The following is a 26308-nucleotide window of genomic DNA, read 5'->3' as shown; positions in this document are numbered from 1 at the left end:
CAAGATCCGAGCTGCTTCGAGATCTGAGTTGCTTCGAGATCTGAGCCCGCCGGATCCGGGCTGGGCCGCATGCGCGGGATCTGTGCATCGGCGACGTATGCCGGCCACCGAACGAACGCATCGGTTCGCGCACAAGATGAACGATGAGCGACCGGCATCGCATTCGGCGCCGCCGTTGCGCCGCGATTCGCGAAGTTTTTTTATCGGACCTGTCCCTGCAGATGCTTAGCGCCTGCAGGTTTGCATGTGCGTGACCTCACACGACGAATAGACACCGTATTTATGCATCGCATCGATTGCGCCGCGCCGCCGCCGATGCGCCAGTGCATTGATGCGCCATCGATTGCGATAGCGAACCCGCGCGCGAACGAAGCCGATCACGCTATCGGCGGCGGCACCGATGCAACGATGCGCGAACTATCCGCATGAGGCACAACGCACGTGCGTGAACAGGTGTGCGTTCGCGCGCAAACAACGACTTTGCTGTTTTTCGCGCTGGACAAGACCCCGTTCGACTCGCTATCGAAGCGCGCCGGAACTATCTCGCGATGCGATGCGCGACACGTTCCGCATCGCGAAAGCAACGGGCAAGGGGAGGGCGCAACGGCGGGCGACCGCGCGTGGGGTGCGCCGGTGGCAAGGGCCTGCCGAATGGTGCCGGCGGCGCCGCGTCGGATCGTACCGACGCGGCGCCGCGGCGCCCTCCCGCACGCCTGCGACACGAATCCTGGTTAAAGCCTCAAGGAGGCTGCATGCGTTTCAAACGAGTGGGATGGGGATTGTTGCCGCTGCTGGCGGCGTCGTCGGCCTGGGCCGGCGACAAGGGCTACAGCGTGCTCGGCGACTGGCCGGTCAAGTACGTGAGCGACTCCGGCATCGAAGCCGGCCTCAAGGGCAATCTGAGCTACGACTACGTCGACTTCGACCGGACCGGCTTCGCCGACGACGACGCCTGGCGCCGGCAGGAACTCAACGCCTACGTGCGCAAGCCCGGCGTGTTCGAGCTGACCCTGGGCTACGACTTCCGCAACGAGGTCTGGCTCGACAATTTCTTCCGTTTCTCCGGCGCCGGCGGCGACCTGCGCGTCGGCCAGTTCAAGAGCCCGGTCGGTTACGAGGAAAGCGCGGTCGGCACCACCGCGACGACGTTCATGGAACGCGCGCTGCCGGTCACCGCGTTCTACGCCGGCCGCCGCCTCGGCGTGGACTGGACCTACGACAAGGTCCCGCGCTGGTACTTCAACCTGGCCGTCCAGGCCGGCGGCGACCTGCTGGGCGACAACAAGGGCCGCACCCTCGGCGGGCGCGTGGTGTTCAACCCGATCAAGGACGACGCCCAGGTGCTGCACCTCGGCGTGGCCATGTCGAACGAGAAGCGCGACGACGACAGCCTGCGCGTGCAGGTGCGTCCGGAGGCGTTCCTGACCCCGCGCCGGCTGGTCGATTCGGGCGCGCTGAAGCAGGTCGAAGGCATCGACCGGCTCGGCCTGGAAGCGATCTGGCAGCGCGGCCCGCTGCTGCTGCAAAGCGAGTACCTGCGCCTGCGCGCGCAGCGCGCAGGCGCGCCGGACTACAGCGCCGACGGCTACTACGCCGCCGCGGCGTGGATGCTGACCGGCGAGAAGCGCAGCTACAAGGGCGCCGCGTTCGGCAACGCGGTGCCGGCGCGCGAGTGGGGCGCGCTGGAACTGGCGCTGCGCTATTCGCGGGTCGACCTGGACGACCCCGGCACCGCGCTCGGCGGCCGCCAGAGCGACTGGACCGTGGGCGCCAACTGGTACCTCGGCCAGCACTTCAAGCTGCAGTTCAACTACGTGTGGACCGACGCGCGCCGCCGCGGCGTCGAACTCGACCCGGACATCGCTCAGGTGCGCGCGCAGATTTATTTCTGACCGCGCCGACCGCGGCGTCCGCGCACTGCCGCGCGGACGCCGCGGCGCAATGCAGGAACCGGCCGCCGCCCTCGGCGCCGGCGTTCGGCGCCGCCGAGGCAGGGCGGCGGTTGCACAGCAGGGCCCGCATCGCTGCGGGGAGTAGAGGATCGAGCGGCCGGGCGGCCGCGCAGGTTCGCGAAGGCGGCTCCGGCCGCGCGCCGGCGACGGTGGAGTTCCCCCCGGATAAAACGCCGCCGCGGGATCGTGCCGCGCGGTCGGAGCCGGCCTTCGCGATTGACGGCGCGCGCCGTCGCGGCGACGGCGCGCGCAGGGAGCAGGGCCATGTCCGAAAACGCAGACGAACCGCAAGCGCGCCGATGGGTGGTGCCGGTCGCGGCCGCCGCGGTGGCCGTCGGCGCCGCGCTGGTCGCCGCGGCGGCGACGCTGCGCTTCGGCGCGGCCTTCGTCGGCGCGATGGATGTCGCTGCGCCGTCGCCGGCGACCGCCACGACCGCCTGCATGATCGTCGGCGCGGCCCTATTGGCCGGCGCCTGCCTGCTGCTGCGGTCGCACTCGCGGCGGCTGCAGCGGCAGCGCGACGAACAGGCGCAGCGGCGCGAACACTGCGAGCGCGTCCTGCGCGCCTGCCCCGATGGCATGTGCCTGATCGACGCCGACTTCGTCATTCGCGAACCGGTGTCGCCGTCGCTGTTCGGCGTGCTGCAACGCAAGCTCTGGCCCGGAATGAACCTGCTCGAAGCGTTGCGGCCGATGCTCGGCGCGGACGCCGCCGAAGCCTTGCGCGTCCATCTGCGCCAGCGCTTCGCCGCGGGCGGCGGCGGGCCGCCGGCCGGGCCCAATCCGCTGGCCGAAATCGTCCTGCCCGGATCGCCGTCGCGGCCGCTGCAACTGGGCTTCCGCTTCGAGCCGGTGCGCAGCGGCGAGCGCGTGGCGTATCTGCTGGTGATCGTCGGCGACATCGGCGAACGCCTGCGTCTGGCGCAGGAACTGGCCGGCACGCGGCTGCGCCTGCGCGGCCAACTCGACGGCCTGCTGCGCGCCTGCGCCGGCGGCGGCGCGCCGTTGCGCGGCGGCCTGTTCCGCGCCGAAGCCGCGCTGCGGCGCGCGCAGGCCGGCCTGCCGCGGTTGCGCGCGGCCGCCGGCACGGCCGAGCGCCGGGCCGCGCTCGACGCGTTGCTGGAACAGGCGCGCACGATCGGCAGCGAAGCCGCATCCGTCGAACTCGAACTGCTGGAAACGCCGGCGCGCCAGTTCGAACGCGATCTGGCCGAGTTCGAGCGCACGTCCGCGGGCGCGGACGCGCGCCTGGCCGCGGACCTGGAAACGCTGACCGGGCGGATCGCGGCGCTGCGCGAGTTTCTCGCCGGCCTGGATGCGCGCGTCAGCGTTGCGCGCGCGAGCGCGGTCGCGCAGGACGCGGTCCCCGCGGCGGCGGAGCAGGGCGAGGGACGCGGTCGGCGAGTTGCGCCGGTGGCGCGCCGGCAGGCGCTGTCCACGCCGCCGGTGTTGCCGGCGTTACCGGCGGCGAAGACGACGCCATCGGCACTGACTGTGGCGGACAGAGTTCCCGCGGCGCCTGCGGCGACTGCGGCGACCGAAGCGCGACCGGCTTCTCTCGCGCCGCCTTCGCCTGCGCCCGCACCGCCTTCGCCTGTGCAACCCGCGCCTGCGACGCCCACATCTGCGCCGCCCGACCGCGTGCCGGCAGCGCAGGCTGCATCGTTGCCGCCCACGCCCCGGCCGATCCCGGAGCGCACCGCGGCGACAGCCGAAACGGCTGCGCGTCCACTACCGCCGCTGTCCGCGTCGTCGCTGCGTCCACCGCCGACACCGCTGTCTGCGCCGCCAACGCACCCGACGCCGACGCCGATTGCGCAACGCCCTGTGCGCACGCCGGCGCCGCTCTCGGTTTCGCCGCCTCCGCCGCGCAAGACTGACGAGAACGCGGCTTCGCCCGCGTCGCCCGCTCAATCGCCCGCGCCGCCTGTGCGCAACTTCGAGGCGATGTCGAATTCGCCGAAGGCATCGACACCGACACCGACACCGACACCGACACCGACACCGACACCGACATCGGCATCGAAACCCGCACCCGCACCCGCACCCGCATCCACACCCACATCCACATCCACATCCACATCCACATCCACATCCACATCCGCGCCAACGCCCGCCGCGACCTCGAAACCCATACCGCCCGCGGTTCCAACGCCAATCCATGGCACGCCAGATTCATCGCAGGTACGAACCCTGCAGCACCCCGCCCAGCCGCCGCTCGAGCCGCAGCGCCCCGCCGCACCCGCTGCGACGACCGCGCAGCCGGACGCGGCCGCTGCGATAGACGCACAAGTGCTGACATCGCAACGCCGCGCAGAAGCCGATGCCGCGACCCGCCTCGGCGCCGTCGCCGGCGAGGATTACGACCCGGCCGCCTGGGCCGCGTTGCTGGCGTTGTCCGGCGACGGCCCCGGCGCGCTGCCGGCCGACAAGGCGATGTTCGGCGAATGGGGCGGGCTGGCGCGCCGCCTGGCCGGCGCGCACGGCAAGGCGGTGCGGGTCGAAGCCGCGCTGGAACCGTTCGCGCGCTTGAACGCCGCGCAGGCGGCGATGCTGCGCGAGCTCGGCATGGAACTGGTCGCCAACGCGGTGCTGCACGGGATCGAGTCGATGTCGATGCGACGCCGGATCGGCAAGGACCCGGTCGGCTTGGTGCGCCTGGGCCTGAGCTTCGACGAGCGCGAGGGCTGGCTGCTGTGCGTGCGCGACGACGGCCGCGGCGTCAACCTGGTGCGGCTGCGCGCGGCGCTGGTCCGCGACGGCGGCCTGAGCGCGGCGCAGGCTGCGCAACTGAGCGAGCGCGAGACGATCCTGAAAGCGTTCGAACCCGGCATCACCACCGCGCCGCAGGCCGAAGGCGCCAGCGGCCGCGGGCTGGGCCTGCCGTCCTTGCTCGAACGTCTGCGCGGCTTGAACGCGCGGGTGTCGCTGGTGACGGTGCCCGGGCGTTCGACCGAAGTGCGCATCGCCTGGCCCGCGGCCTGAGCCCGCGCGCCCGACTTCCGCCGCCGAGGCCCCCTGTAGGAGCGGCGCAAGCCGCGACCGCGAATCCGCAACCACGACGCCTCTGCCTGCAAGCCTTTCGCTGACGGAGCGGTTTCCTTGTTGCTGCGGATTCGCGATCGCTGCCCGCGCCGCTCCCGCAAACAAGCCCGCCCAGGCCAGTCGGCCCGCTGCTCAGGCCAAATCGCCGAACCGCGCCTGCAACGCCGCGATCGCCGCCAGCCCCGCGGTCTCGGTGCGCAGGATCCGCGGCCCCAGCCGCAGCCCGTGGAAACCCGCCGCGCGCAGTTGCTCGCGGTCCGACGGCGACCAGCCGCCTTCGGGCCCGATCGCCAGCAGCACCGGCGCGGCGGCGTCGACCTGCAGGGTCGCGAAACCGAGTTCGCCGTCCGGATCCAGGATCAGCCGCAGCCCGCCCGTCGGCAGCGCCGCCAGCGCCGCGGCCAGCGCCAGCGGCGCGGCGACGTCAGGCACCGCCGCGCGGCCGCTCTGCTCGCAGGCCGAAGCGACCACGCTGCGCCAATGCGCCAGGCGCTTGTCGGCGCGCGCCGCATCGAGCTTGACCTCGCTGCGCTGCGACCACAGCGGATGGAACGCGCTCGCGCCGAGTTCGGTGGCCTTTTGCAGGATCAGGTCCATCTTCTCGCCGCGCGCCACGCCTTGCAGCAGCACCAGCCGCAACGGCGATTCGCGCGAAACCTCTTCGGCCGAAACGATCTCGACGCGCACCTCGCGCTTGCCGATCGCGCTGATCCGCCCGTGGTAATCGCGGCCGTCGCCGTTGAACAGCACGCAGGCGTCGCCCGTCTCGTGGCGCAGCACCCGCGCCAGATGCGTGGCCGGGCCTTCGGGCAACACCACGTCCTGGCCCGGGGCCAGCGCGGCGTCCACATGCACGCGGGTCAGTCTCATGCGTCGGCCTCGGCGATGGCGTGGTCGATGGCCTCGCGCGTGGTCCGCGCGAGCAGTTGCAGCGCGTCTTCGTCGACGCAGTACGGCGGCATCCAGTACAGCACGTCGCCGAGCGGGCGCAGCAGCACGCCGCGTTGCAGCGCGGCGCGGTAGGCGCGCAAACCGATGCGCGCGGCCGGATCGAACGGCGTGCGCTTGTCGCCGCCGCGGGTCAGTTCGAACGCGACGATCATGCCGGCCTGACGCAGGTCGGCGACGTGCGCGTGTTCGCCCAGCGGCGCGGCCAGTTCGGCCATGCGCGCGCTGGTGGCGCGGTTGCGTTCGATCACATCGTCCTCGGCGAAGATCGACAGGCTCGCCAGCGCCGCCGCGCACGCCAGCGGGTTGCCGGTGTAGCTGTGCGAATGCAGGAACGCGCGTTCGCGCGAATCGTCGAGGAAGCCGTCGTAGATGGATTGGGTCGCCAGCACCGCCGCCAGCGGCAGCGAGCCGCCGGTCAGGCCCTTGGACAGGCACAGCAGGTCGGGCATGACCCCGGCCTGTTCGCTTGCGAACATCGTGCCGGTGCGGCCGAAGCCGACCGCGATCTCGTCGGCGATCAGGAATACGCCGTGCTCGTCGCAGATCTCGCGCGCCAGCCGCAGGTACTCCGGGTCGTGCATGCGCATGCCGCCGGCGCACTGCACGCGCGGCTCCAGGATCATCGCGCAGACTTCCCCGGCATGGCGTTCGAGCAGATCGCGCAAAGCCTGCGCGGCCTGGCGGGCGCGTTCGGCCGGGCTCTGCCCGGGTTCGCACTGGTAGGCGTCGGGCGACGGCGCGAACAGCGACTCGATCAGCAAAGGCGCGTAGATGCGCCGGTACAATGGGATATCGCCGACCGCGAGCGCGCCGAGGGTTTCGCCGTGGTAGCCGTTCTCCAGGGCGACGAATTTGGTCCGGCGGTCCTCGCCGCGGTTGCGGAACCAGTGGAAGGCCATCTTCAGCGCGACCTCGACCCCGGCCGAGCCGTTGTCGGCGTAGAACACCTTGGCCAGCGGCGCGCGCCCGGCCTGGCGCGGGGCGATCGCGAGCAGGCGTTCGGCCAGTTCCACCGCCGGCGGGTGCGACACGCCGGCCAGGATCACGTGCTCCAGGGTCCGCGCCTGTTCGCCGATGGCCGCGGCGATGCGCGGCTCGGCGTGGCCGAAGATGTTGGTCCACCAACTGGAAATCGCGTCCAGGTAGCGGCTGCCGTCGTGGCCGATCAGCCACGGCCCGCGGCCGCTGGCGATCGGCAGCAAGGGCAGGGTGTGCGGGTGCTCGCGCATTTGGGTGCACGGGTGCCACAGCACGTTCAAGTCGCGTTCGCGCCAGGCGTCCGCCGCAGCGTTGCCGGGCTCTGTTAGCATCAGGGGGTCGTGAGTGATCTCTCGCATCCCCCCATTATCGTGCCTTTCCGCCTTCCGCTCACCGCGCCGCGCCGCGCGCCGCTCAGGTCCGGAGCCGCGCCATGAGCCGGCGGCTGCCGATCGTCCACAACGTCGTCGAGCACGCCGCCACCGATTTCCGCATGGAGTCGCTGGATCTGGAGTTCTCCAACGGCGAGCGCCGCCGCTACGAGCGCCTGCTCGGCCGGCCGCGCGCGGCCGGTCCCGGCGCGGTCATCGTGGTGCCGATGCTCGACGACGACACCGTCCTGCTGGTGCGCGAATACGCCGCCGGCGTGCACCGCTACGAGCTCGGCCTGGTCAAGGGCCGGATCGACGCCGGCGAGAACGCGATCGAGGCCGCCGACCGCGAGCTCAAGGAAGAAGCCGGCTACGGCGCGCGTTCGCTGACCGTGCTGCGCGCGCTGAGCCTGGCGCCCACTTACATGATCCACCAGGCCTATCTGGTGCTGGCGCGCGACCTGTATCCCGAGCGCCTGCCCGGCGACGAGCCGGAGGAGCTGGAAGTGGTGCCGTGGAAGCTCGACCGCCTGCACGAGCTGATCCTGCGCGAGGACTTTTCCGAAGGCCGCAGCATCGCCGCGCTGTTCATCGCGCGCGAATGGCTGCGCCACGGCGAACCGGCGCCGCCGCCGGCCGAGCCGGCCGACCCGGCCGCCAACGCCGAGATCGCGCCATGAGCGCGCCGGCCGCCCCCGTCTTCGTCGCCGACGGCGCCCTGGTCGAAGGCGCCATCGCCATCGCCCGCGCCGCGGCGGACGCGATCCTCACCGTCTACGACGGCGAATTCGCGGTCGAGCGCAAGGCCGACGCCTCGCCGGTCACCGCGGCCGATCTGGCCGCGCACCATCTGATCCTCGACGGGCTGGCCCGGCTGACCCCGGACATTCCGGTGCTGTCGGAAGAATCCGCCGACGAGATCGGCACCGCCGAGCGCCGCGCCTGGGACCGCCTGTGGCTGGTCGATCCGCTCGACGGCACCCGCGAGTTCGTCAAGCGCAACGGCGAATTTTCGGTGAATCTGGCCTTGATCGAACGCGGCGAACCGGTGTTCGGCGTGGTCCTGGCGCCGGTCGGCGGCGCGCTGTGGCACGGCGCGCGCGGCGGCCACGCTTACCGCCGCGACGGCGAGCACGAGCGCCGCGTGCGCGTGCAGGTGCCGCCGGCGCAGCCGCTGCGCGTCGCCGCCAGCCGCTCGCACCACAGCCAGCGCAGCGACGACTTCCTCGCCCGCGCCCATCGCGAAGCCGCCGGCGGCATCGCCATGGTCAGCCTGGGTTCTTCGTTGAAATTCTGCCGCATCGCCGAAGGCTCGCTGGACCTGTATCCGCGCTTCGGCCCGACCAGCGAGTGGGACACCGCCGCCGGCCAATGCGTGCTCGAAGCCGCCGGCGGCGCGCTGCTGGATCCGCGCGGCCGGCCGTTCCGTTACAACCAGCGCGACAACCTGCTCAACGGCGACTTCACCGCCCTGGGCGATGCGTCGCTGCCGTGGAGGAGCTGGCGCGATGGCTGAAGTGTTGAACCTGCCGCCGGGCATCGCCGGCCTGCTGGAAATCATGACCCGCCTGCGCGACCGCGAACGCGGCTGCCCGTGGGACATCGAGCAGACCTTCGCCAGCATCGCCGCGTACACCGTCGAGGAAGCCTACGAAGTCGCCGACGCGATCGACCGCGGCGACCTCGACGCGCTCAAGGACGAACTCGGCGATCTGCTGCTGCAAGTCGTGTTCCATTCGCGCATGGCCCAGGAGCAGGACGCGTTCGCGTTCGAGGACGTGGTCGCGGCGATCAGCGACAAGATGGTGCGCCGGCATCCGCACGTGTTCGGCGAAGCCAGCGTCGAGGACGCCGACGCGCAGACGGTGGCGTGGGAAGAACAAAAACGCCGCGAACGCCAGGCCGCCGGCGAGTCCGACACCTCGGCCCTGGCCGGCATCGCCCGCGGCCTGCCGGAATGGCAGCGCGCGGTGAAACTGCAAAAGCGCGCGGCCACGGTCGGTTTCGACTGGCCGGCGCCGGCGCCGGTGATCGCCAAGCTGCACGAAGAGATCGAGGAAGTGCGGGTCGAGTTCGACGCGGTCGCCGCCGCGCCCGACGACGCGGCCGCGCGCGACCGGCTCGAGGAGGAGATCGGCGACGTGCTGTTCGTCTGCGCCAATCTCGCCCGTCATGCCAAGGTCGATGTCGGCGCCGCGCTGCGCCGCGCCAACCTCAAGTTCGAACGCCGCTTCCGCGCGATGGAGTTGCAGGCCGCGCAGGACGGCATGGGTCTGGCGGAGCTGTCGCTGGAGCGGCAGGACGAGTATTGGGAAAAAGCCAAGCGGGCCGAGCGCGGCGAGTGAGCCGCGGGCGGTCGGCGGCGAGCTGAGCCGATAGCGTCGGGCTGAAGGCCCTCCCACACTGCTTCGTTAGCGAAGAAGATCCCGCCTTTCCTTCTCCCGCTGGCGGGAGAAGGTGGCCCGCAGGGCCGGATGAGGGCACGCGGGCGCCCGGCTCTTTCTTTCAGTCGGCCTTCTAGCACCCGCCGACCGCACCATCCCGGAGCGCCGCATGCTCAAAACCCTGCTGCTGTTCCTCATCACTGCCGTCGCCGAAATCGTCGGCTGCTACCTGCCGTACCTGTGGCTGCGCAAGGCCGGCAGCGCCTGGCTGCTGCTGCCGGCCGCCGCGAGCCTCGCCCTGTTCGCCTGGCTGCTGACCCTGCATCCGACCGCCTCCGGGCGCGTTTACGCGGCTTACGGCGGCGTCTACGTCACCGTCGCGATCTTCTGGCTGTGGTGGGTCGACGCGGTCAAGCCCAGCCGCTGGGATCTGCTCGGCGCGGCGCTGTGTCTGGCCGGGATGGCGGTCATCATGTTCGCGCCGCGTCCGGCCTGAGCGCTCGCGCCGGCGCGGCTTGAACCGGCCGCCGCGCGGGCGCAGGATCGGCATCGGCCCCGCCCGGAACCCGCGCATGCTGTGCTATCGCCACGCTCCCGAACCCGCGCTGGGCATTTGCCGCTCTTGCGGCCGCGGCGTCTGCGCGCAGTGCGCGCGCGATGCCGCCGGCCCGGCGCTGGCCTGCAGCGACGAATGCGCGCAGCGGGTGCAGCGCAACGAAGCGCTGGTCAGCAACGGCGAGGCCGGCTACCGCATCGCCCGGCGCGGAAATGTCGTCTTGGCGACGTTTCCGCTGCTGCTCGGCGCGGTACTGTTGTATTTCGGCCTCGTCGAACGCGACCGGCTCAACGCCATGACCGCGATGGGCGCGATACTGCTGCTGTTCGCCGCGGTGCTGTGGCTGCGCCAGCGGCAACTGTCGCGGCAACTCAAATGAATCCGGCGCAGGCAGGGAGGAAACCGGCATGTCCCAGAGTTTCGCCACGTTCCGCGAGTTCTATCCGTTCTACCTGAGCGAGCACAGCAACCGCACCAGCCGCCGCCTGCATTTCATCGGCAGTTGCGGGGTGCTGGCGCTGCTGGCGCTGGCGATCGCCCAGGGCCGGCCGTGGCTGCTGCTGGCGGCGCTGGTGTGCGGCTACGGCTTCGCCTGGGTCGGGCATTTCTTCTTCGAGAAGAACCGGCCGGCGACCTTCAAGCACCCGTTCTATTCCTTCGCCGGCGATTGGGTGATGTTCAAGGACATCCTGACCGGCAAGATCAGGTTTTGACCGCCGTCGCGGCGTTCGCGCCGCGACGCCACGCAAGGGTGCCGACCGTGAAATTCGCTGCATTGCTCGCATTGAGCCTGGGCATCGCCAGCGCGCACGCGGCCGCGCCTGCCACGCCCGACCTGCCGCTGCGCGCGTCGTCTTGGCTGGAGCAGGCGACCGACAGCAAGACCTGTCCGCTCGTGGACGTGTGGGTCGGCGGCAACGGCGAGACCGGCTCCGGCAAGCGCGTGGCGACGGTGTGGCGCGCGCGCGGAAACGACGCCGGCGAACTGTCGGACTGGCCGGCGCTGTATCTGTCGCTGGACGGCAAGCCGCTGGCGCTGCGCCGGCAGGGCGCCGGCGATGTCGAATCGCAGACCCTGAGCGAGCGTCGCGGCGCGCTGCTGCGCTTCGCGGCGCCGGCCGAACGGGTGTCGGCGCGTCTGCAATTGCAGGCGCCGCGGCTGTACGTCGAGACCCGCGACGGCTGGCGCGCGGTGGCGGCGGCCGCGGCGGTCCAGGCCCGTCGGGACGAGGACTCCACCCGCACGGTATGGAAGGGCCGGCTCAGCCTGGATCTGCGCGGCCGCGCCTGGGAACGCGAGGTCGAGGTGGTTTCGACCTGCGGGCCGTGACGAGGCCTGTTCCGCTGCAGGATCCGGCGCCGGGCCGGCGCGCTCAGCGCCCCGGCAGGTAAGGCGCGATCTCGCGGATCGCCTGCAGGGCCGCGTGCGGATCGGCGTCCCGCGCCGCCAGCGCGCGCCACTGCGCCGGCTCGTCGCACGGCGCCATCAGGTTGCGCAACCACTGGCCGTTGTCGAAGCCGCCGGGCAGGTCCGGATCGTCGGCCGGAGCGGCGATGCTGGCGTCCACGGCGGTGAGGACGAAACGCCGGCCGCGGCGGCGGAAATGCAGGCCGGTGCGGCCGTCGACGAGCACGGCGCCCTGGTCGGCGCCGACGAAGTGGAACCACTCCAGCGCCGGCGCCGGCCGCAACTCACGCAGCCAGGGCAGGGCCTGCGCCAGCGGCAGGCCGCGCCACAGGTCCAGGCTCGCGCCGAGGCAGCGCCCGCGCAGGTAGAACGGCTTGAGCGTCAGCGGCCGCCAGCCGCCGCGATGGCGCAGGCGCACGTCGCGTTCGAGCTGTTCGGTTGCCGAGGCATGCAGCGTCGAACGCTCCCAGCCGTGCGCCAGCGCAACGTCGAGCTCCCACTGCGGATCGAGCCCGAACGCCGCGGCCGACAGCAGCCGGCCGTGGCGCAGGTACTCCCCGACCACGGCCCGCAGGCTCAAGCCGATGCAGGGCGGTGCGAAGGGCGGGTTGCGGCGGGCCATCGTCGGCTCAGCAGCGGCGCGTCGGCGCGGCGCTCAGTCCAGAAAGATCAGCCACGCCGCGACCACGATCAGCGCGAACCCGGCCCAGTGGTTCCACTTCAGCGGCTGGCCCAGGTACCAGATCGAGAAGCAGGCGAACACCACCAGGGTGATGACCTCCTGCATGCCCTTGAGCTGCGGCGCCGAATAGACCGCGCTGCCCATGCGGTTGGCCGGCACCTGCAGGCAGTACTCGAACAGGGCGATGCCCCAGCTGACCGCGATCGCCACGGTCAGCGGCGCCGATTTGTACTTCAGGTGCCCGTACCAGGCGAAGGTCATGAAGATGTTGGAGCCGAGCAACAGCAGGATCGGGTAGAGGCGGTCGGCGAGCATGCAAGGGCCGGGAGGTCGGTTTGTGATGGCCCTACAGTATCGCCTTCACGAACCGTCCACCTTGTGGAGGGCAATCTTCACAAAACTGAAGGACAGTGGAGACGCTGCATGCAGGGTACGAGAGACGGGGGCCTGGTCCTCATCGTCGAAGACAACCGCAATATCTCCGAGATGGTGGGCGAGTACCTGGAAAGCCGAGGCTTCGAGGTCGATTACGCCGCCGACGGTCTTGACGGATACCGGTTGGCGACGGAGAACAGCTACGACGTGGTCGTGCTGGATCTGATGTTGCCGCGCATGGACGGCATCGAGGTCTGCAAGAAGCTGCGCGAGGAGGCCCGCAAGTCGACGCCGGTGCTGATGCTGACCGCGCGCGACACCCTCGACGAGAAGCTCACCGGCCTCAGCGCCGGCGCCGACGACTACCTGACCAAGCCGTTCGCGATCCAGGAACTGGAAGCGCGCCTGCGCGCCCTGATCCGGCGCGAGCGCCGCCAGGTCGGCGGCGAGGTGCTCAAGGTCGCCGACCTGGTGCTCGACCCGGCCAGCCTGCGGGTCACCCGCGGCGGCAGCGAACTCCAGCTCTCGCCGATCGGCCTGCGCCTGTTGACGATCCTGATGCGCGAATCGCCGCGCGTGGTCAGCCGGCAGGAGATCGAGCGCGAGATCTGGGGCAACGGCCTGCCCGATTCGGACACCTTGCGCAGCCATCTGTACAACCTGCGCAAGACCATCGACAAGCCTTTCGACAAGCAACTGCTGCATACCGTGCAGAGCGCCGGCTACCGGGTGGCGGACATTTCGCAGCCGCCGGACTGATTGGACCCGTCCGCCGCCACCGCCATGCCGCAAGGGCTACCGCGCAAGATCAAGCTTGCGTTCATCCTGCAAGCCTTGATCGGCAGCATAGCGATCACGCTGGGCATCCTCCTGGCGGGCTTGGCGGTGCGCCATGTGGTGCTCGAGCAGCGCATGCAGCGCGAGGCCGACGACTATTGGGAAGGGCGCAAGCGCGACCCGGCCTATCCGCTGCCGCGCACCTCGACCACGCGCGGCCACTTCGTCCCGGCCGGCGCCAGCGACTCGGTGCTGCCGGCGCAGATGCGCGGGGTCGATTCGGGCCTGCACAACCTGCCCGGCGGCGGCAAGGTGGTATTGGTGGACCGGCGCGAGCCCGGCAGCTTCTACCTGGTGTACTCGACCTCGCTGATCGACGAGGCGATCCTCTACACCGGCCTGTTCTCGCTGCTGTTCTCGCTGCTGACGACGTATCTGATCTCCTGGCATACCTACCGCACCTCCAAGCGGCTGGTGTCGCCGGTCAGCTGGCTGGCCAACGTGGTCTCGCAATGGGACCCGCGCGATCCCGACACCAGCCTGATCGAACCGATCAAGTTCCCCTACGACCCCGGCAGCGAAGTGCGCCGGCTGTCGAGCGCGCTGAGCGGGCTGGCCGAGCGCGTCAGCGACTTCGTCCAGCGCGAGCGCGACTTCACCCGCGATGCCAGCCACGAGTTGCGCACGCCGCTGACGGTGATCCGCGTCGCCACCGACCTGATGCTGGCCGACCCGGACACGCCGGTGCGCGCGCAGCGCTCGCTGCTGCGGGTGCAGCGCGCCGGCCGCGACATGGAGGCGGTGATCGACGCGTTCCTGATCCTGGCGCGCGAATCCGACGTGGAGCCGCAGTCGGAGGAGTTCGCGGTGCGCGACATCGTCGACAACGAGATGGAGCGGATCCTGCCGCTGCTCAACGGCAAGCCGGTGGAGCTGCACCTGTACGACGAAGGCGGCCCGCGCCTGACCGCGCCGCCGCACGCGCTCGGGGTGATGGTCGCCAACCTGCTCAGCAACGCGGTGCGCTTCACCGACAGCGGCCGCATCGACGTGCGCCTGGGCCGCGACAGCATCGAGATCCGCGACACCGGCATCGGCATGTCGGTGGAGACGCTGACCAAGGCCTTCACCCCGTTCTACCGCGCCGACTTCTCCGCCGGCGACGGCAAGGGGATGGGCCTGTCGATCGTGCGCCGGCTCGGCGAACGCTTCGGCTGGCCGGTGACCCTGACCAGCGCGCCGGGGCAGGGCACCACCGCGGTGATCCGGTTCAAGCCCGGGCTGCCGCCGCCGCTGGCGCCGTTGCCGCCGGCGGCGCCGGTGCCGCGGGTGCCTGAGGCCTGAGGGCCGGGATTCGGGATTCGGGATTCGGGATTCGAAGCGGCGCTTCCGGCCGAGGTCGGCTGTCGTGGGAGGGACTTCGGTCCCGACGCTGTCCGCTCAGTGCGTCGCAATCCGAAACAGAAGCGTCGGGACCGAAGTCCCTCGAACGAAGGCCGGCGCCGCTCGCAGCGGTCGCGCGACGCTTCGACCCGCCGCGGCATCCATGCACCGACACCGCCTTGCCGCCGCTTCGCCGACGCGCTCAAACTGAACATCGGCAGCGCGCGCCAGCGAACCCGCGGCATTCGGTGTCAACCCTGTTCAGCCACGTGCGTTGGCACCCGCAGAGCCCACCGTCCAGACCTCATGAGCGCAGCCCAGCCGACCTCGTCCCGTCCTTCCCTGCGCCCGCGCAAGTCGCCCTGGCCCAAGCGCGCCGCCATCGCCGTGGCGGTGCTGGCCCTGGCCGGCATCGGCTGGCACTTCTACAGCAAGCGCAGCGCCGAGGAAGCGGCCGGTGCCTACCGCACCGCCAAGATCGAGCGCGGCGACATCCGCGTGACGATCTCCGCGACCGGCGCGCTGTCGGCGATCTCCACCGTCGACGTCGGCAGCCAGATTTCCGGGCAGGTCATCGACGTGCTGGCCGACTACAACGACCACGTGAGCAAGGGCCAGGTGATCGCGCGCATCGACCCGGCCACCTACGAGGCGCAGATCAACCAGGGCAACGCCCAGGTCGCCAACGCCCGCGCCTCGCTGGCCACCGCGCAGGCGACCCTACGCAACGCCGAGCTCGACTACCAGCGCAAATCCTCGCTGGTCAAGGACCAGCTGATCGCGCGCAGCGACGCCGACCTGGCCCGCGCCGCGCTCGATCAGGCGCGCGCCCAGCTCAACGGCGCTCAAGCGCAGATCGAACAGCAGATCGCCTCGACCCAGACCTCGCGCCTGAACCTGCAGCGCACGGTGATCCGCGCGCCGGTCGACGGCGTGGTCCTGACCCGCAGCATCGAGCCCGGCCAGACCGTGGCCGCGAGCCTGCAGGCGCCGGTGCTGTTCCAGATCGCCGAAGACCTGTCGAAGATGGAGATCGTGCTGGCCATCGACGAGGCCGACATCGGCCAGGTCAAGCCGGGCCAGGCGGTCAACTTCACCGTCGATTCCTTCCCCGACCGCAAGTTCCGCGGCGCGGTGCAGCAGGTGCGCCTGTCGGCGACCAACACCAGCAACGTCATCACCTATCCGGTGGTGGTCTCGGTCGACAACGCCGACGGCGTGCTGCTGCCGGGCATGACCGCCAACGCCGAGATCGAAGTCAGCCACCGCGACGACGTGCTGCGCGTCGGCAACGCTGCGCTGCGCTACAAGCCCGACGACGACGCGGCGGCCGCGGCCGGCGCAACGCCCGGCGGGCCCGGCGGCGGCCAGCGCGGCGGCCTCGGCAACGACCTGCCGCGCGTCGCCGAGCAGCTCAAGCTCAGCGCCGAGCAGCGCGCCGCGTTCGACGCCGCGCTGGAGCAGATGAAGCAGCGCATGGCCGCGCGCAGCGCCGCGCCTGCGGGCGCCAACGGCGGTCCGCCGGGCGGCGGCGCGCCGACGATCATCATGGGCGGCCGCGGGCCGGGCGGCGGTGGCGGCAACAACAACAACCGCAACCGCGCCGCCGGCGCGGTCTCCGGCGCGGCGCGCCAGCGCATGCTGGAACGCTTCAACCAACAGTTCGGCGCGTTCCGCGGCCTGCTCAGCGACGAGCAGAAGCAGAAGTGGGACAGCGAAATCGGCGCCTTGGTCAGCGCGCGCCGCGCGCCGCTGTACAAGCTGGTCGGCGGCAAGCCCGAAGCGGTGACGGTGCGGGTCGGCGCCAGCGACGGCAGCTGGACTGAGGTGTCGGGCAACGTCAAGGAAGGCGACGAAGTCGTCGTCGGCAGCGGGCGCGGCGCGAAATGAGCGTTGCGGCCGTTCCCGCGCGCGGCGATGCGGTGATCGAGACCCGCGCGCTGGGCAAGGTCTATTCGCCCGGCAGCGAGGCCGAGGTGATCGCGCTGCACGGCGTCGACCTGCGCATCGCGCGCGGCGAATTCGTCGCACTGATGGGGCCCTCGGGTTCGGGCAAGTCGACCCTGATGAACCTGATCGGCTGCCTGGACACGCCGAGCAGCGGCGTCTACCTGTGCGACGGCGTCGACGTGGCCACGCTCGACAAGGAAGAACGCGCGATCCTGCGCCGCGACAAGATCGGCTTCGTGTTCCAGGGCTTCAACCTGCTGCCGCGGATGAACGCGCTGGAGAACGTGGCGATGCCGATGGGCTACGCCAACGTGCGCCGCGACGAGCGCATGCAGCGCGCGCAGGAAGCGCTGGAAGCGGTCGGTCTGGGCCAGCGCGCCGGCCACCGGCCCAGCGAACTGTCCGGCGGCCAGCAACAGCGCGTGGCGATCGCCCGCGCGCTGATCAACCGCCCGCCGATCCTGCTCGCCGACGAACCCACCGGCGCGCTCGACACCCGCACCGGCGAGGAGATCCTGGCGTTGTTCAAGAGCCTGCAGGCGCAGGACCACACCGTGGTGCTGATCACCCACGACCCGGACGTGGCCGCGCACGCCGACCGCATCTTCGTGATGCGCGACGGCGAGTTGCACGAGCAGGAGCAGGAGCGGGGGCTGGAGCGATGAACTTCTTCGAAGTGCTACGCACAGCGGTGTTCGCTCTGCGAGGCAATTGGCTGCGCAGCGCGCTGACCTCGCTCGGCGTCATCATCGGCATCGCCGCGGTGATCGTGATGGTCTCGGTCGGCCAGGGCACCCAGTCGGAAATCGATAAGTTGGTGTCGGGCCTGGGCTCGAACCGCCTAGATATCAGCTCCGGCGGCGGCGGACGCGGCGGTGGCGGCGTGCGCCTGAGCTCGTCGAGCTTCTTCACCCTGACCGAAGCCGACGCCGAGGCGATCCGCAACGAAGTGCCGGAAGTGCAGTACGTCGCCGCGTCGCTGCGCGGCGGCACCCAGGCCGTGTACGCCGAGAACAACTGGTCGACCCAGTGGCAGGGCGTGCAGCCGGACTTCTTCGACATCAACGGCTGGAGCATCGGCTCGGGCAGCAACTTCGAGGCGCGCGATTACGGCAGCGGCGCCAAGTCGGTGATCCTCGGCGAAACCGTGCGCCGCGCGCTGTTCGGCGACGAGGACGCGATCGGCCAGACCATCCGCCTGGGCCGGGTGCCGTTCACCGTAATCGGCACGCTGAACCCGAAGGGGCAGGGCGGTTTCGGCCAGGACCAGGACGACGTGGTGCTGGTGCCGCTGGAAACCGGGCGCCGGCGCATGCTCGGCGCGACCGGGCTGCCGAACGGCGCGGTGATGCAGGTCGCGGTCGGCGTCGGCCGCGCCGAGGACGTGTCGTACGCGCAGGAGCAGATTGAAGGGCTGCTGCGCCAGCGCCACAAGATCCAGCCCGGCGCGGACGACGATTTCAGCGTGCGCAACATCGCCGAAGTGGTCGCGACCCGCACCCAGACCACCCGGCTGATGTCGCTGCTGCTCGGCGCGGTGGCGACGATTTCGCTGATCGTCGGCGGCATCGGCATCATGAACATCATGCTGGTGTCGGTGACCGAGCGGATTCGCGAGATCGGCCTGCGCATGGCGGTCGGCGCCGGGCCGCGCGACATCCAGCGCCAGTTCCTGGCCGAGGCGATGCTGATCTCGCTGATCGGCGGCGCGCTCGGCATCGCCATCGGCGTGGTCGGCACCTTGCTGGTGAGCCGCCTCGGCGCGCTGCCGGTGGCCTTGAACGGGCAGGTGATCGCGCTGGCGGCGGGGTTCTCGATCGCGACCGGCTTGTTCTTCGGTTACTACCCGGCGCGCAAGGCGTCGCAGCTGGATCCGATCGAGGCGCTGCGCCAGCAGTAATGGCCTGACTACGACATCCGACACGGGTACGCGGCGGCGCGGCGTGACATGGTGCGCGCTGATCCGAACGGAGCGGGCCGGTGAAGACTTGGTGGCTGGGCGCGTTGTTGGCGATGCAGGCGTTCGCGGCGACGGCGGCGGACGCGCACGGCGCGGCGCGGGCCGGGCCGGCGGCGGCCGCGGCGCCCGCGCCGACGACGGTCGTCGTGCTCGGCGTCGACCACGCCGCGCAGTTGGTCGCCGAGCGCGACCAGCCGGCGTTGCTGGAGGCCTTCCTCGACCGCGCCAAGCCCGATGCGATCTGCATCGAACGCACGCCGGACGCCTACGCGCGCGGCGATTTCTACGAGTTCACCTACGAAGTGCAGGACGTGGCGGTGCCGTTCGCGCGCCGCCGCGGCATCGAGCTGTGCCCGATCGACTGGGAGCCGCCGGTGGAAGACCAGCGGCTCGGTTTCGGCATGGCCCTGGATACGCCGCCGGAACTGCGGCCGCTCAAAGGCATGTTCGGGTTCCTGAGCTTCGCCGCCCCGTCGTTGCAGCGCGAACTGTTCCATGCCGACGACCCGGCGAAACTCGAAAAAGTCGCGGCCTGGGCGGCGACGCCCGCGGCCAAACGCAAGCACGATCTGCCGCGCCGGCTGTATCTGTACCGCACTTACCTGCAGGCGCAGCGCATCGCCGCGGCCGCGCGCGCGCACCCCGGCGGCACGATCGCGGTGGTGATCGGCGAGTTCCACAAGCACGACATCGAAGCGATCCTGGCCGACGAGGCCGGTATCCGCGTGGTTCAGCCGTCCAGTCTCGGCCGGCCCGATGCCGGCGAGATCGCCGCCCACGACCGGCCCGAATACCGCGCGGCGATCGCGGTGTTCAACCTGCTCGGCGTGCAGTCGGCGAGCGGCGCGGTCGACTTCGCGTTCGTCGGGCGCGCGCTGGACGCGTGGGAGGCCGAAGGCGCGAGCGCGCAGACGCGGCTGCTGCGGACCCGGCTGGAGCGGTTGCAGGGGCGGATCGGGCGCGAGCAGGCCATCGCCCGTTACCGCGCGGTCGCCGCCGGGGCCGGCGCTTCGAAATTCCTCTGGAACGGGGTCAAGGACGCGGCGCGGGTGGATTCCTGGTTCGACCCGTTCGGCAACCTCGACGTGCGCCGGCGCGCGCTGCTGGAGGCGGCGCGCGAGGCCCAGGCCGGCGGCGACGCGGCGACCGCCGCCGGGTTGCTCGACGAGTGTGCGACGGGGTTGAGCCCGCGCCAGCAGGCGCAGTTGCGCGGTTATTGGCAGCGCGATATCGCCAAGCCCTGACCAACCCCCTGTAGGAGCGGCGCGAGCCGCGACCGCGGGGTTGCCATCTTGCGGCGCGAACATGCAACCCCGCGGTCGCGGCTCGCGCCGCTCCTACAGGGGCTGCGGCCGCGGCGCGGTCAGCTGGCTGAACCGTTCCGGCGGGTGGACAGGTCCGGCCGCCGGCCCGTTGCAGCCGGCTCCGACCCGCCTCGACCCCGCCCGCCGCGCCGCCGCCGGCCGCCCGCACCCCCGCCGTTCGGGGCGATGGCCCCGGGCTTGTGGCAAAATCGCGGCCTTGTGGCGGCCGCCGGCCGCCGTCGCCGGGCCGGCCCCGGCCTTAGCCCCGAGAACGTCCGCCCATGCCGACCACCCCGTCGTTCCCGACCGCGCGCGCCTGTGCGGCCTTAGTTCTCGCCGAGGTCTGCCGGCATGGCTGACGAATACGGGCATCTGCCGCGCGGCCCCGGCCGCATCCTCAAGGCCGCGACCTGGTCGTTCCAGGGCCTGCGCGCGGCCTGGCTGCACGAGTCCTCGTTCCGGCTCGAGGTCTACCTGTTCCTGGTGCTCGCGCCGGTCGGCTGGTGGTTCGGCGAGACCGGGGTCGAGCGCTCGCTGCTGATCGGCTCGATCCTGCTGGTGCTGAGCGTGGAACTGCTCAACTCCGCGGTCGAGGCGGTGATCGAACGCTACGGCCCGGAATTCCACGAACTCGCCGGCCGCGCCAAGGACATGGGCTCGGCGGCGGTGTTCGTGCTGCTGATGAACGTGTTGCTGGTGTGGGCCTCGATCCTCGGCCCGCGCCTGTGGCAGCACTTGACGGGCTGACCGCCCCGGCAGGGAACGCATCGCGCATCGCAAGGACGGCGTTTCCGCGCCGTCCGCCCCGGGCCGCCCGCCGCGGCGCGCCCGTGCCCGCGGCCTCGCCGCGGGCGCTACACCCATAACACTCAGAGGTAGGCCGCACGTGATTGAAATGTTGAGCGATCCGCAAGTCTGGATCACCTTGTTCACCCTGAGCGCGATCGAGATCGTGCTGGGTATCGACAACCTCGTCTTCATCTCGATCGCGGTCAGCAAGCTGCCGTTCGACCAGCGCGAAAAAGCGCGCAAGTTCGGCATCGCGGTGGCCTGCATCACCCGCATCGCGCTGCTGCTGACCCTGGCCTGGCTGGCCGGCCTGACCAGCGACCTGTTCACCGTCGCCGGCATCGGCATCTCGATCCGCGACCTGGTGCTGATCCTCGGCGGCGCGTTCTTGCTGGTGAAGGGTTCGATGGAGATCAAGGACCTGATCGTCGGCGAGGAAGACTCCGACGACGTCCACACCAAGCCGGCGGCGTCGTTCATGATGGTCATCGCCCAGATCGCGGTGATCGACATCGTGTTCTCGCTGGACTCGGTGATCGCCGCGGTCGGCATGGCCAGCCACACCCCGGTGATGGTCGCCGCGATCCTGCTCGCGGTCGGCGTGATGCTGCTGGCGGCGCGTCCGCTGGGCCAGTTCATCGATTCCAACCCGACCATCAAGATGCTGGCGCTGGCCTTCATCGTCCTGGTCGGCGTGTTCCTGATCCTCGACGGCCTCGGCATCCACGTGCCGAAGGGCTACATCTACGCGGCGATGGGTTTCTCGGCGCTGGTGGAGTGCCTGAACCTGTGGGCGAAGAAGCGCGCGGCGCAGCGGCTGACGGCCGAGTAAGCCGGCCGGCGTCGCAGCGCGGAAGGCCGGCGAGCGATCGCCGGCCTTTCGCGTTTGTGCGGGGCGCAGGCTGGCGTGGGAGGGACTTCGTCACGCGCCGTCCATTGCGCCGCCCCGCGCCCAATGCTGCAATGCGGCCGTCATCCCGCCGGAGTGCCGACGCCATGTTCCGTCCCCTGATCGTGCTCGCCCTGGCCGTGCTGCTCAGCGGCTGCGGTTACAACACCATCCAGCAGAAGGACGAGGGCGTGAAAGCGGCCTGGTCGCAGGTGCTCAACGTCTACAAGCGCCGCGCCGACCTGGTCCCGAACCTGGTCGCCACGGTCAAGGGCTATGCCAGCCACGAGCAGCAGGTGCTGACCCAGGTCACCGAGGCGCGCGCCAAGGTCGGCAGCATAAACGTCAACGCCAACGATCAGGCCTCGCTGCAGCAGTTCGAACAGGCCCAGGGCGAACTGCGCGGCGCCATCGGCCGCCTGCTGGTGGTCAGCGAGAACTATCCGCAGCTCAAGGCCGACCAGAGCTTCCTGAGCCTGCAGACCCAGCTGGAAGGCACCGAGAACCGGATCACGGTCGAGCGCCAGCGCTACATCGCCTCGGTGCAGGACTACAACACCTTCATCCGCCAGTTCCCGACCAACCTCACCGCCAAGCTGTTCGGCTATGCGACCAAGCCGAACTTCACGGTCGAGAACGAAGCGCAGATCCAGCAGGCGCCGACGGTCGACTTCGGTTCGGCCCAGCCCGCGCCGCCGCAGCCCGCGCAGGCGCCGCCGCCGCAGCCGGCGCCGCAGCATTGACCGCACGGCGATGAGCATGGCCGCGCGCCGGCCCTCGCTGCGCTGGGCGGCGGCCGTGCTTGCGGTGGCGCATGCGGCGCTGTGGCTGGTCGCGACGCCGGCGTTCGCGCGCGAGGCGGCGCCGGTCACCGAAGCGGCGCCGGCCGAGGGAACCGTCGCAGCGGCGGCGCCCGCGGCCGTCGCGGTGCCCGCGCTGACCGGCCCGGTCGTCGACCTCACCGCCACCCTCGACGCCGCCGCGGCCGCGCGCCTGAGCGAACGCTCGCTCGACCTACAACGGCGCAAAGGCGCGCAGCTGATGCTGCTGCTGATCGACAGCACCGGCGGCGAGGACATCGCCGCCTACGCGCAGCGCGTGTTCGAACAATGGAAGCCCGGCCGCGCCGGCATCGACGACGGCGTGCTGGTGGTGGTCGCCAAGCGCGACCGGCGCATGCGCATCCATCTGGGCCGCGGGCTCGACGATGCGGTCGGCGAGCAGAACGCCGCGCGCATCATCGAAGAAATCCTGACCCCGGCGTTCCGCGACGACGACTACGCCGGCGGCCTGACGCGCGCCTACGACGCGCTGATCGGCCTGATCGACGGCACCCCGCTGCCGGAACCCGAGCCCGACCGGCTGCCTTGGCCGCTGATGATCTTCGCCGGATTGATGGTCTCGCCGTTCGTGCTGATCCCGCTGTTCGGCATGCGCGCGGCCTGGCGCCGCGGCCCGCTGGCGTTCTTCGGCCGGCTGGCGATCATCGCCGCGGTCGCCGGCGGCGCGTATCTGTTGACCCTGCCGAAAATCGACCCGGACGTGGCGGAGTGGGAGCGCTGGATGCCGATGGCGCTGCTGACCTACATCGCCACCGCGTTCCTGTCGGTCAGCGCGTTCGCCGGCGGCGGATCGTCGCGCGGCCCGGACTGGGACGATTACGACGAGCGCGAACGCGAACGCCGGCGCCGCTCCTCGTCCTCGTCTTCGTCGGGTTCCTCCAGCTCCGGCAGTTACTCCGGCGGCGGCGGGCGCAGCGACGGCGGCGGCTCGTCGGGGAGCTGGTGATGACGGCCGCGCCCGTCGTCGCCGCGTTCGCCGCGCGCTGGCGCATCGGCGCGGCCGCGCTGCTGCTGTGCCTGCTGACGTTCGCCGCGCCGGCGCAGGCGCCGCTGCCCGCGCTCGACTCGCCGGTGCAAGACCCGACCGGCAGCCTCGACGCCGCCACCCGCGCGCGCCTGGAGACGCGCGCGCGCGAGCTGCGCGAACGCCGCGGCGCGCAGTTGCAGGTGCTGATCGTCGCCAGCACCGCGCCGGAAGACATCGCCGCGTATGCGCAGCGCGTGTTCGACGCCTGGAAGCTGGGCCGCGCCGGAGTCGACGACGGCGTGCTGCTGGTGGTCGCGCGCGAGGACCGGCGCGCGCGCATCCAGGTCGGTTACGGACTGGAAGGCCGCATCGCCGACGCGCAGGCGCAGCGGGTGCTGGCGGACTATCTGCTGCCGCATCTGGGGCGCGGCGAGTACGCCGAAGGCGTCGACGCGGCGAGCGCGGCGCTGGCCGCGCTGATCGAACAAGAACCGCTGCCGCCGCCGGCGGCCGCGGACTATCGTGCCGACGCCGGCGCGGCCCCCGCGTGGCGTCCGCTCGACTGGATCTGCGCCGCGGGCGCCGGCTTCGCCCTGGCCCTGGGCTGGTGCGCGCGCCGGCGCGGCTGGGCGCTGGCCGCGGCCGCGCCCGCGGCGCTGCTGCCGCCGGCGCTGGCGGCGTGGATCTGGAGCGGGCCGGCCGCGGTGTGGGCGCCGCTGCTGTGGGCCGCGGCCGCCGGCGCGCTCGGTCAGGCGCTGCCGCAATACCGCTGGCTGCGCAGCGTGGCCGGAACGGTGGCGGTCGGCCTGGCGGTCGCGACGGTCGCCGCGGCGCTGGTCCGGCGCGGCGCGCCGGCGCCGGGCGATATCGGCGTGGCGGCGATGGCGGTGCTGTTCGCGCTGCCGCTGCTGCTCGGCGCGATCGCGCCGCCGATCATCGCGTGGCAGCGCGGCGCGCTGAGTTTCGCCGTGCGCGCCGGCTTGGTGGCCGGGTTGGCGTGGTTCGGTTGGCGCGCCTTGCAGCGCTGGAGCGGCGGCGACCTGTCCGCGCTCGACGCCGGCAGTTGGCTCGGCGCCGGCATCGCTGCCTACATCGCGTGGATGGCGGTGTTCTTGTTCGAACGCGAAGGCGGCGGCAGGCGCACAAGCGCAGCGCGCGACGGCCGCAGGCGCGGGTCGGGCGATAAAGACGGCCGCACCCGATCCGCATCGGGTTCGGGCCCAAGTTCGAGTTCGGATTCGGGCTCCAGCGACACGGGCTGGTCCGGCGGCGGTGGCCGCAGCGGCGGCGGAGGAGCGAGCGGATCATGGTGAACCTGTCGGCGATGCGAACCCGCGGCCGTGTTTTACGAGCGCTGTTGGCGCTGGGCCTGTGGCTGGCCGCCGCGGCTGCGTTCGCGCAGCCGTTGGCGCCGATCCCGGCGATGGATTCGCCGGTGGTCGACACCACCGGCACCCTCGACGCGACCGCGCGCGCCGGCCTGGAAGCGCAGGCGCGCGCGCTGCAACAGCGCAAGGGCAGCCAGCTGCAGGTGCTGATGGTGGCGAGCACGCAACCGGAGGAAATCGACCAGTACGCGGTGCGCGCGTTCGAGCAGTTCAAGCTCGGCCGCAAGGGCGTCGACGACGGCGTGCTGCTGGTGGTGGCCAAGGACGACCGGCGCGTGCGCATCGAGGTCGGCTACGGGCTCGAGGGCGCGATCACCGACGCCCAGTCCGGCCGCATCATCCAGGAATACCTCGCGCCGAAGTTCCGCAACGGCGACTACGCCGGCGGCCTGATCGACGCCACCGCGGCGCTGACCCGGCTGATCGACGGCGAGCCCTTGCCCGAGCCGCTGGCCCAGGGCCAGCAAGGTGCGTCGCGCGACGGCGGCGACAGCAACTGGGTCATGGCGCTGGTGGTGGCGATCGTCGGCTCGAGCCTGATCCGCGGCATCTTCGGCGGCATGTCGGCCCTGCTGCGCGGCGCGATCGGCGGCATCGGCGCCGGCGTCATCGCCTGGTTGCTGGCGATGTCGTGGGGCGTCGTCGCGCTGGCGGCGGTGGCGGGCTTCGTCTTCTCGCTGTTCGGCCGCGGCGGCGGGCACTACGCCGGCGGCGGCGGCTGGGGCGGCTACGGCGGCGGTTGGGGCGGCGGCGGAGGCGGGGGCGGCGGCGGTTGGTCCGGCGGCGGCGGTTCGAGCGGAGGCGGCGGCGCCTCGGGGAGTTGGTGATGCGCATCCTCAGGCACCTGTGCGCCGCGCCGGCGCGGCGGCGGTTTCCCGAAGCCAGCCTGCGCCGCATCGCCGCGGCCATCGCCGCCGGCGAAGCCGACCACAGCGGCCAGCTGCGCTTCGCGGTCGAGGCGCGGCTGGGCTGGAGCGAGCTGCTGGCCGGGCGCGACGCGCGCCAGGCCGCGCGCGCCGCGTTCGCCCAGCTCGGGGTGTGGGACACGGCCGGCAACAACGGCGTGCTGCTGTACCTGCTGCTGGCCGATCACCGCATCGAGATCGTCGCCGACCGCGGCTACGCGCGCCGGGTCGGCGACGAGCGCTGGCAGGCGGTCTGCGACGGCATCCAGCAGGCGCTGGCCGCGGGCGAGGCCGAGGCGGCCGTGCTCGGCGGCATCGCCGCCTTGAACGAGATCATGGCCGCGGCGTTTCCGCGCGGCGCCGGCACGGCCGGCAACGAACTGCCCGACGAACCGGCGCTGTTGTAGCCGCCGGACGACGGGCCTAACCGATGCCAGCGTAAGCGCGGCTGA

Annotated in this window: 27 protein-coding genes and 1 pseudogene; 24 read left to right on the top strand and 4 right to left on the bottom strand. The window is 71.6% G+C overall.

Features of this window, described 5'->3' with window-relative positions; genetic code table 11:
• Positions 1-282: 282 nt before the first annotated feature.
• The 3 genes from JHW38_RS10500 to JHW38_RS10490 all read left to right on the top strand — a co-directional run bounded on the left by JHW38_RS10500 (position 283) and on the right by JHW38_RS10490 (position 4937).
• Complete coding sequence (locus tag JHW38_RS10500; protein WP_207525849.1) at positions 283-429, top strand: hypothetical protein; 147 nt, start codon at positions 283-285, stop codon at positions 427-429.
• Between the two features lie 323 nt (positions 430-752).
• Complete coding sequence (locus tag JHW38_RS10495; protein WP_207525848.1) at positions 753-1892, top strand: OprO/OprP family phosphate-selective porin; 1140 nt, start codon at positions 753-755, stop codon at positions 1890-1892.
• Between the two features lie 324 nt (positions 1893-2216).
• A complete protein-coding gene (locus tag JHW38_RS10490; RefSeq protein ID WP_207525847.1) occupies positions 2217-4937 on the top strand; it encodes a hypothetical protein in 2721 nt (906 codons plus the stop codon).
• 192 nt (positions 4938-5129) lie between these two features.
• Here JHW38_RS10490 and JHW38_RS10485 read toward each other — a convergent pair whose 3' ends face one another.
• Complete coding sequence (locus tag JHW38_RS10485) at positions 5130-5867, bottom strand: 16S rRNA (uracil(1498)-N(3))-methyltransferase (protein ID WP_207525846.1); 738 nt, start codon at positions 5865-5867, stop codon at positions 5130-5132.
• Complete coding sequence (bioA, locus tag JHW38_RS10480; RefSeq protein WP_242691381.1) at positions 5864-7258, bottom strand: adenosylmethionine--8-amino-7-oxononanoate transaminase; 1395 nt, start codon at positions 7256-7258, stop codon at positions 5864-5866. The genes JHW38_RS10485 and bioA overlap by 4 nt, the downstream gene beginning before the upstream one ends.
• 101 nt (positions 7259-7359) lie before the next feature.
• Here bioA and nudE point away from each other — a divergent pair.
• The 7 genes and pseudogenes from nudE to JHW38_RS10445 all read left to right on the top strand — a co-directional run.
• Positions 7360-7908 (top strand): annotated as a pseudogene (nudE, locus tag JHW38_RS10475) (ADP compounds hydrolase NudE); the annotation flags it as partial.
• Positions 7909-7973: 65 nt separating this feature from the next.
• The gene (cysQ, locus tag JHW38_RS10470) at positions 7974-8813 is read left to right on the top strand and encodes a 3'(2'),5'-bisphosphate nucleotidase CysQ (RefSeq protein ID WP_207525843.1); all 840 of its coding nucleotides are present in this window, start codon (positions 7974-7976) and stop codon (positions 8811-8813) included.
• Positions 8806-9642 carry a nucleoside triphosphate pyrophosphohydrolase gene (gene mazG / locus JHW38_RS10465; RefSeq protein WP_207525842.1) on the top strand — a complete coding sequence of 279 codons (837 nt, stop codon included), beginning with the start codon at positions 8806-8808 and terminating at the stop codon, positions 9640-9642. The genes cysQ and mazG overlap by 8 nt, the downstream gene beginning before the upstream one ends.
• 208 nt (positions 9643-9850) lie before the next feature.
• Positions 9851-10177 (top strand): YnfA family protein, encoded by a 327-nt coding sequence (locus JHW38_RS10460; protein ID WP_207525841.1) that lies wholly within the window; start codon positions 9851-9853, stop codon positions 10175-10177.
• Between the two features lie 76 nt (positions 10178-10253).
• Positions 10254-10616 carry a hypothetical protein gene (locus JHW38_RS10455; RefSeq protein ID WP_207525840.1) on the top strand — a complete coding sequence of 121 codons (363 nt, stop codon included), beginning with the start codon at positions 10254-10256 and terminating at the stop codon, positions 10614-10616.
• 28 nt (positions 10617-10644) lie between these two features.
• Complete coding sequence (locus JHW38_RS10450) at positions 10645-10950, top strand: DUF962 domain-containing protein (protein WP_207525839.1); 306 nt, start codon at positions 10645-10647, stop codon at positions 10948-10950.
• Between the two features lie 47 nt (positions 10951-10997).
• Positions 10998-11567: a hypothetical protein gene (locus JHW38_RS10445; RefSeq protein WP_207525838.1), complete on the top strand. Its 570-nt coding sequence runs from the start codon at positions 10998-11000 to the stop codon at positions 11565-11567.
• Positions 11568-11610: 43 nt separating this feature from the next.
• On the opposite strand, the gene JHW38_RS10440 is transcribed toward JHW38_RS10445, so the two are convergent.
• Positions 11611-12225 carry a hypothetical protein gene (locus JHW38_RS10440; RefSeq protein WP_207525837.1) on the bottom strand — a complete coding sequence of 205 codons (615 nt, stop codon included), beginning with the start codon at positions 12223-12225 and terminating at the stop codon, positions 11611-11613.
• Between the two features lie 75 nt (positions 12226-12300).
• A complete protein-coding gene (locus tag JHW38_RS10435) occupies positions 12301-12642 on the bottom strand; it encodes a DMT family protein (protein ID WP_207525836.1) in 342 nt (113 codons plus the stop codon).
• A 108-nt stretch (positions 12643-12750) separates the two neighbouring features.
• On the opposite strand from JHW38_RS10435, the gene JHW38_RS10430 reads away from it, so the two are divergent.
• The 14 genes from JHW38_RS10430 to JHW38_RS10370 all read left to right on the top strand — a co-directional run bounded on the left by JHW38_RS10430 (position 12751) and on the right by JHW38_RS10370 (position 26263).
• A complete protein-coding gene (locus JHW38_RS10430) occupies positions 12751-13461 on the top strand; it encodes a response regulator transcription factor (protein WP_057948657.1) in 711 nt (236 codons plus the stop codon).
• Between the two features lie 24 nt (positions 13462-13485).
• Positions 13486-14823 (top strand): sensor histidine kinase, encoded by a 1338-nt coding sequence (locus tag JHW38_RS10425; RefSeq protein WP_207525835.1) that lies wholly within the window; start codon positions 13486-13488, stop codon positions 14821-14823.
• A 64-nt stretch (positions 14824-14887) separates the two neighbouring features.
• Positions 14888-15073 carry a DUF6053 domain-containing protein gene (locus tag JHW38_RS25925; protein ID WP_428995297.1) on the top strand — a complete coding sequence of 62 codons (186 nt, stop codon included), beginning with the start codon at positions 14888-14890 and terminating at the stop codon, positions 15071-15073.
• 95 nt (positions 15074-15168) lie between these two features.
• Positions 15169-16752, top strand: coding sequence for an efflux RND transporter periplasmic adaptor subunit (locus JHW38_RS10420; protein ID WP_207525834.1), 1584 nt, complete (start codon positions 15169-15171; stop codon positions 16750-16752).
• On the top strand, positions 16749-17477 hold the full coding sequence (locus JHW38_RS10415; RefSeq protein WP_207525833.1) for an ABC transporter ATP-binding protein: 729 nt from the start codon (positions 16749-16751) through the stop codon (positions 17475-17477). The genes JHW38_RS10420 and JHW38_RS10415 overlap by 4 nt, the downstream gene beginning before the upstream one ends.
• A gap of 26 nt (positions 17478-17503) precedes the next feature.
• Positions 17504-18712 (top strand): ABC transporter permease, encoded by a 1209-nt coding sequence (locus JHW38_RS10410; protein WP_242691319.1) that lies wholly within the window; start codon positions 17504-17506, stop codon positions 18710-18712.
• An 80-nt stretch (positions 18713-18792) separates the two neighbouring features.
• Positions 18793-20016 (top strand): hypothetical protein, encoded by a 1224-nt coding sequence (locus JHW38_RS10405; protein WP_207525831.1) that lies wholly within the window; start codon positions 18793-18795, stop codon positions 20014-20016.
• Between the two features lie 411 nt (positions 20017-20427).
• Entirely contained in the window at positions 20428-20823 is a 396-nt protein-coding gene (locus tag JHW38_RS10400) for a diacylglycerol kinase (protein ID WP_207525830.1), read from the top strand.
• Between the two features lie 148 nt (positions 20824-20971).
• A complete protein-coding gene (locus JHW38_RS10395; protein ID WP_207526330.1) occupies positions 20972-21697 on the top strand; it encodes a TerC family protein in 726 nt (241 codons plus the stop codon).
• Between the two features lie 164 nt (positions 21698-21861).
• Positions 21862-22497 (top strand): LemA family protein, encoded by a 636-nt coding sequence (locus JHW38_RS10390; RefSeq protein WP_207525829.1) that lies wholly within the window; start codon positions 21862-21864, stop codon positions 22495-22497.
• Between the two features lie 10 nt (positions 22498-22507).
• The gene (locus JHW38_RS10385; RefSeq protein ID WP_207525828.1) at positions 22508-23542 is read left to right on the top strand and encodes a TPM domain-containing protein; all 1035 of its coding nucleotides are present in this window, start codon (positions 22508-22510) and stop codon (positions 23540-23542) included.
• The gene (locus tag JHW38_RS10380; RefSeq protein ID WP_207525827.1) at positions 23542-24876 is read left to right on the top strand and encodes a TPM domain-containing protein; all 1335 of its coding nucleotides are present in this window, start codon (positions 23542-23544) and stop codon (positions 24874-24876) included. Before JHW38_RS10385 ends, JHW38_RS10380 begins: the two co-directional genes overlap by 1 nt.
• Before the next feature lie 11 nt (positions 24877-24887).
• Entirely contained in the window at positions 24888-25778 is an 891-nt protein-coding gene (locus JHW38_RS10375; RefSeq protein ID WP_207526329.1) for a TPM domain-containing protein, read from the top strand.
• Positions 25778-26263 (top strand): TPM domain-containing protein, encoded by a 486-nt coding sequence (locus JHW38_RS10370; protein WP_207525826.1) that lies wholly within the window; start codon positions 25778-25780, stop codon positions 26261-26263. Before JHW38_RS10375 ends, JHW38_RS10370 begins: the two co-directional genes overlap by 1 nt.
• Positions 26264-26308: the final 45 nt, after the last annotated feature.

The sequence above is a fragment of the Lysobacter enzymogenes genome, from assembly GCF_017355525.1.
Lineage (GTDB): Bacteria > Pseudomonadota > Gammaproteobacteria > Xanthomonadales > Xanthomonadaceae > Lysobacter > Lysobacter enzymogenes_C.
This window is presented reverse-complemented; position numbering and strand designations above follow the sequence as displayed.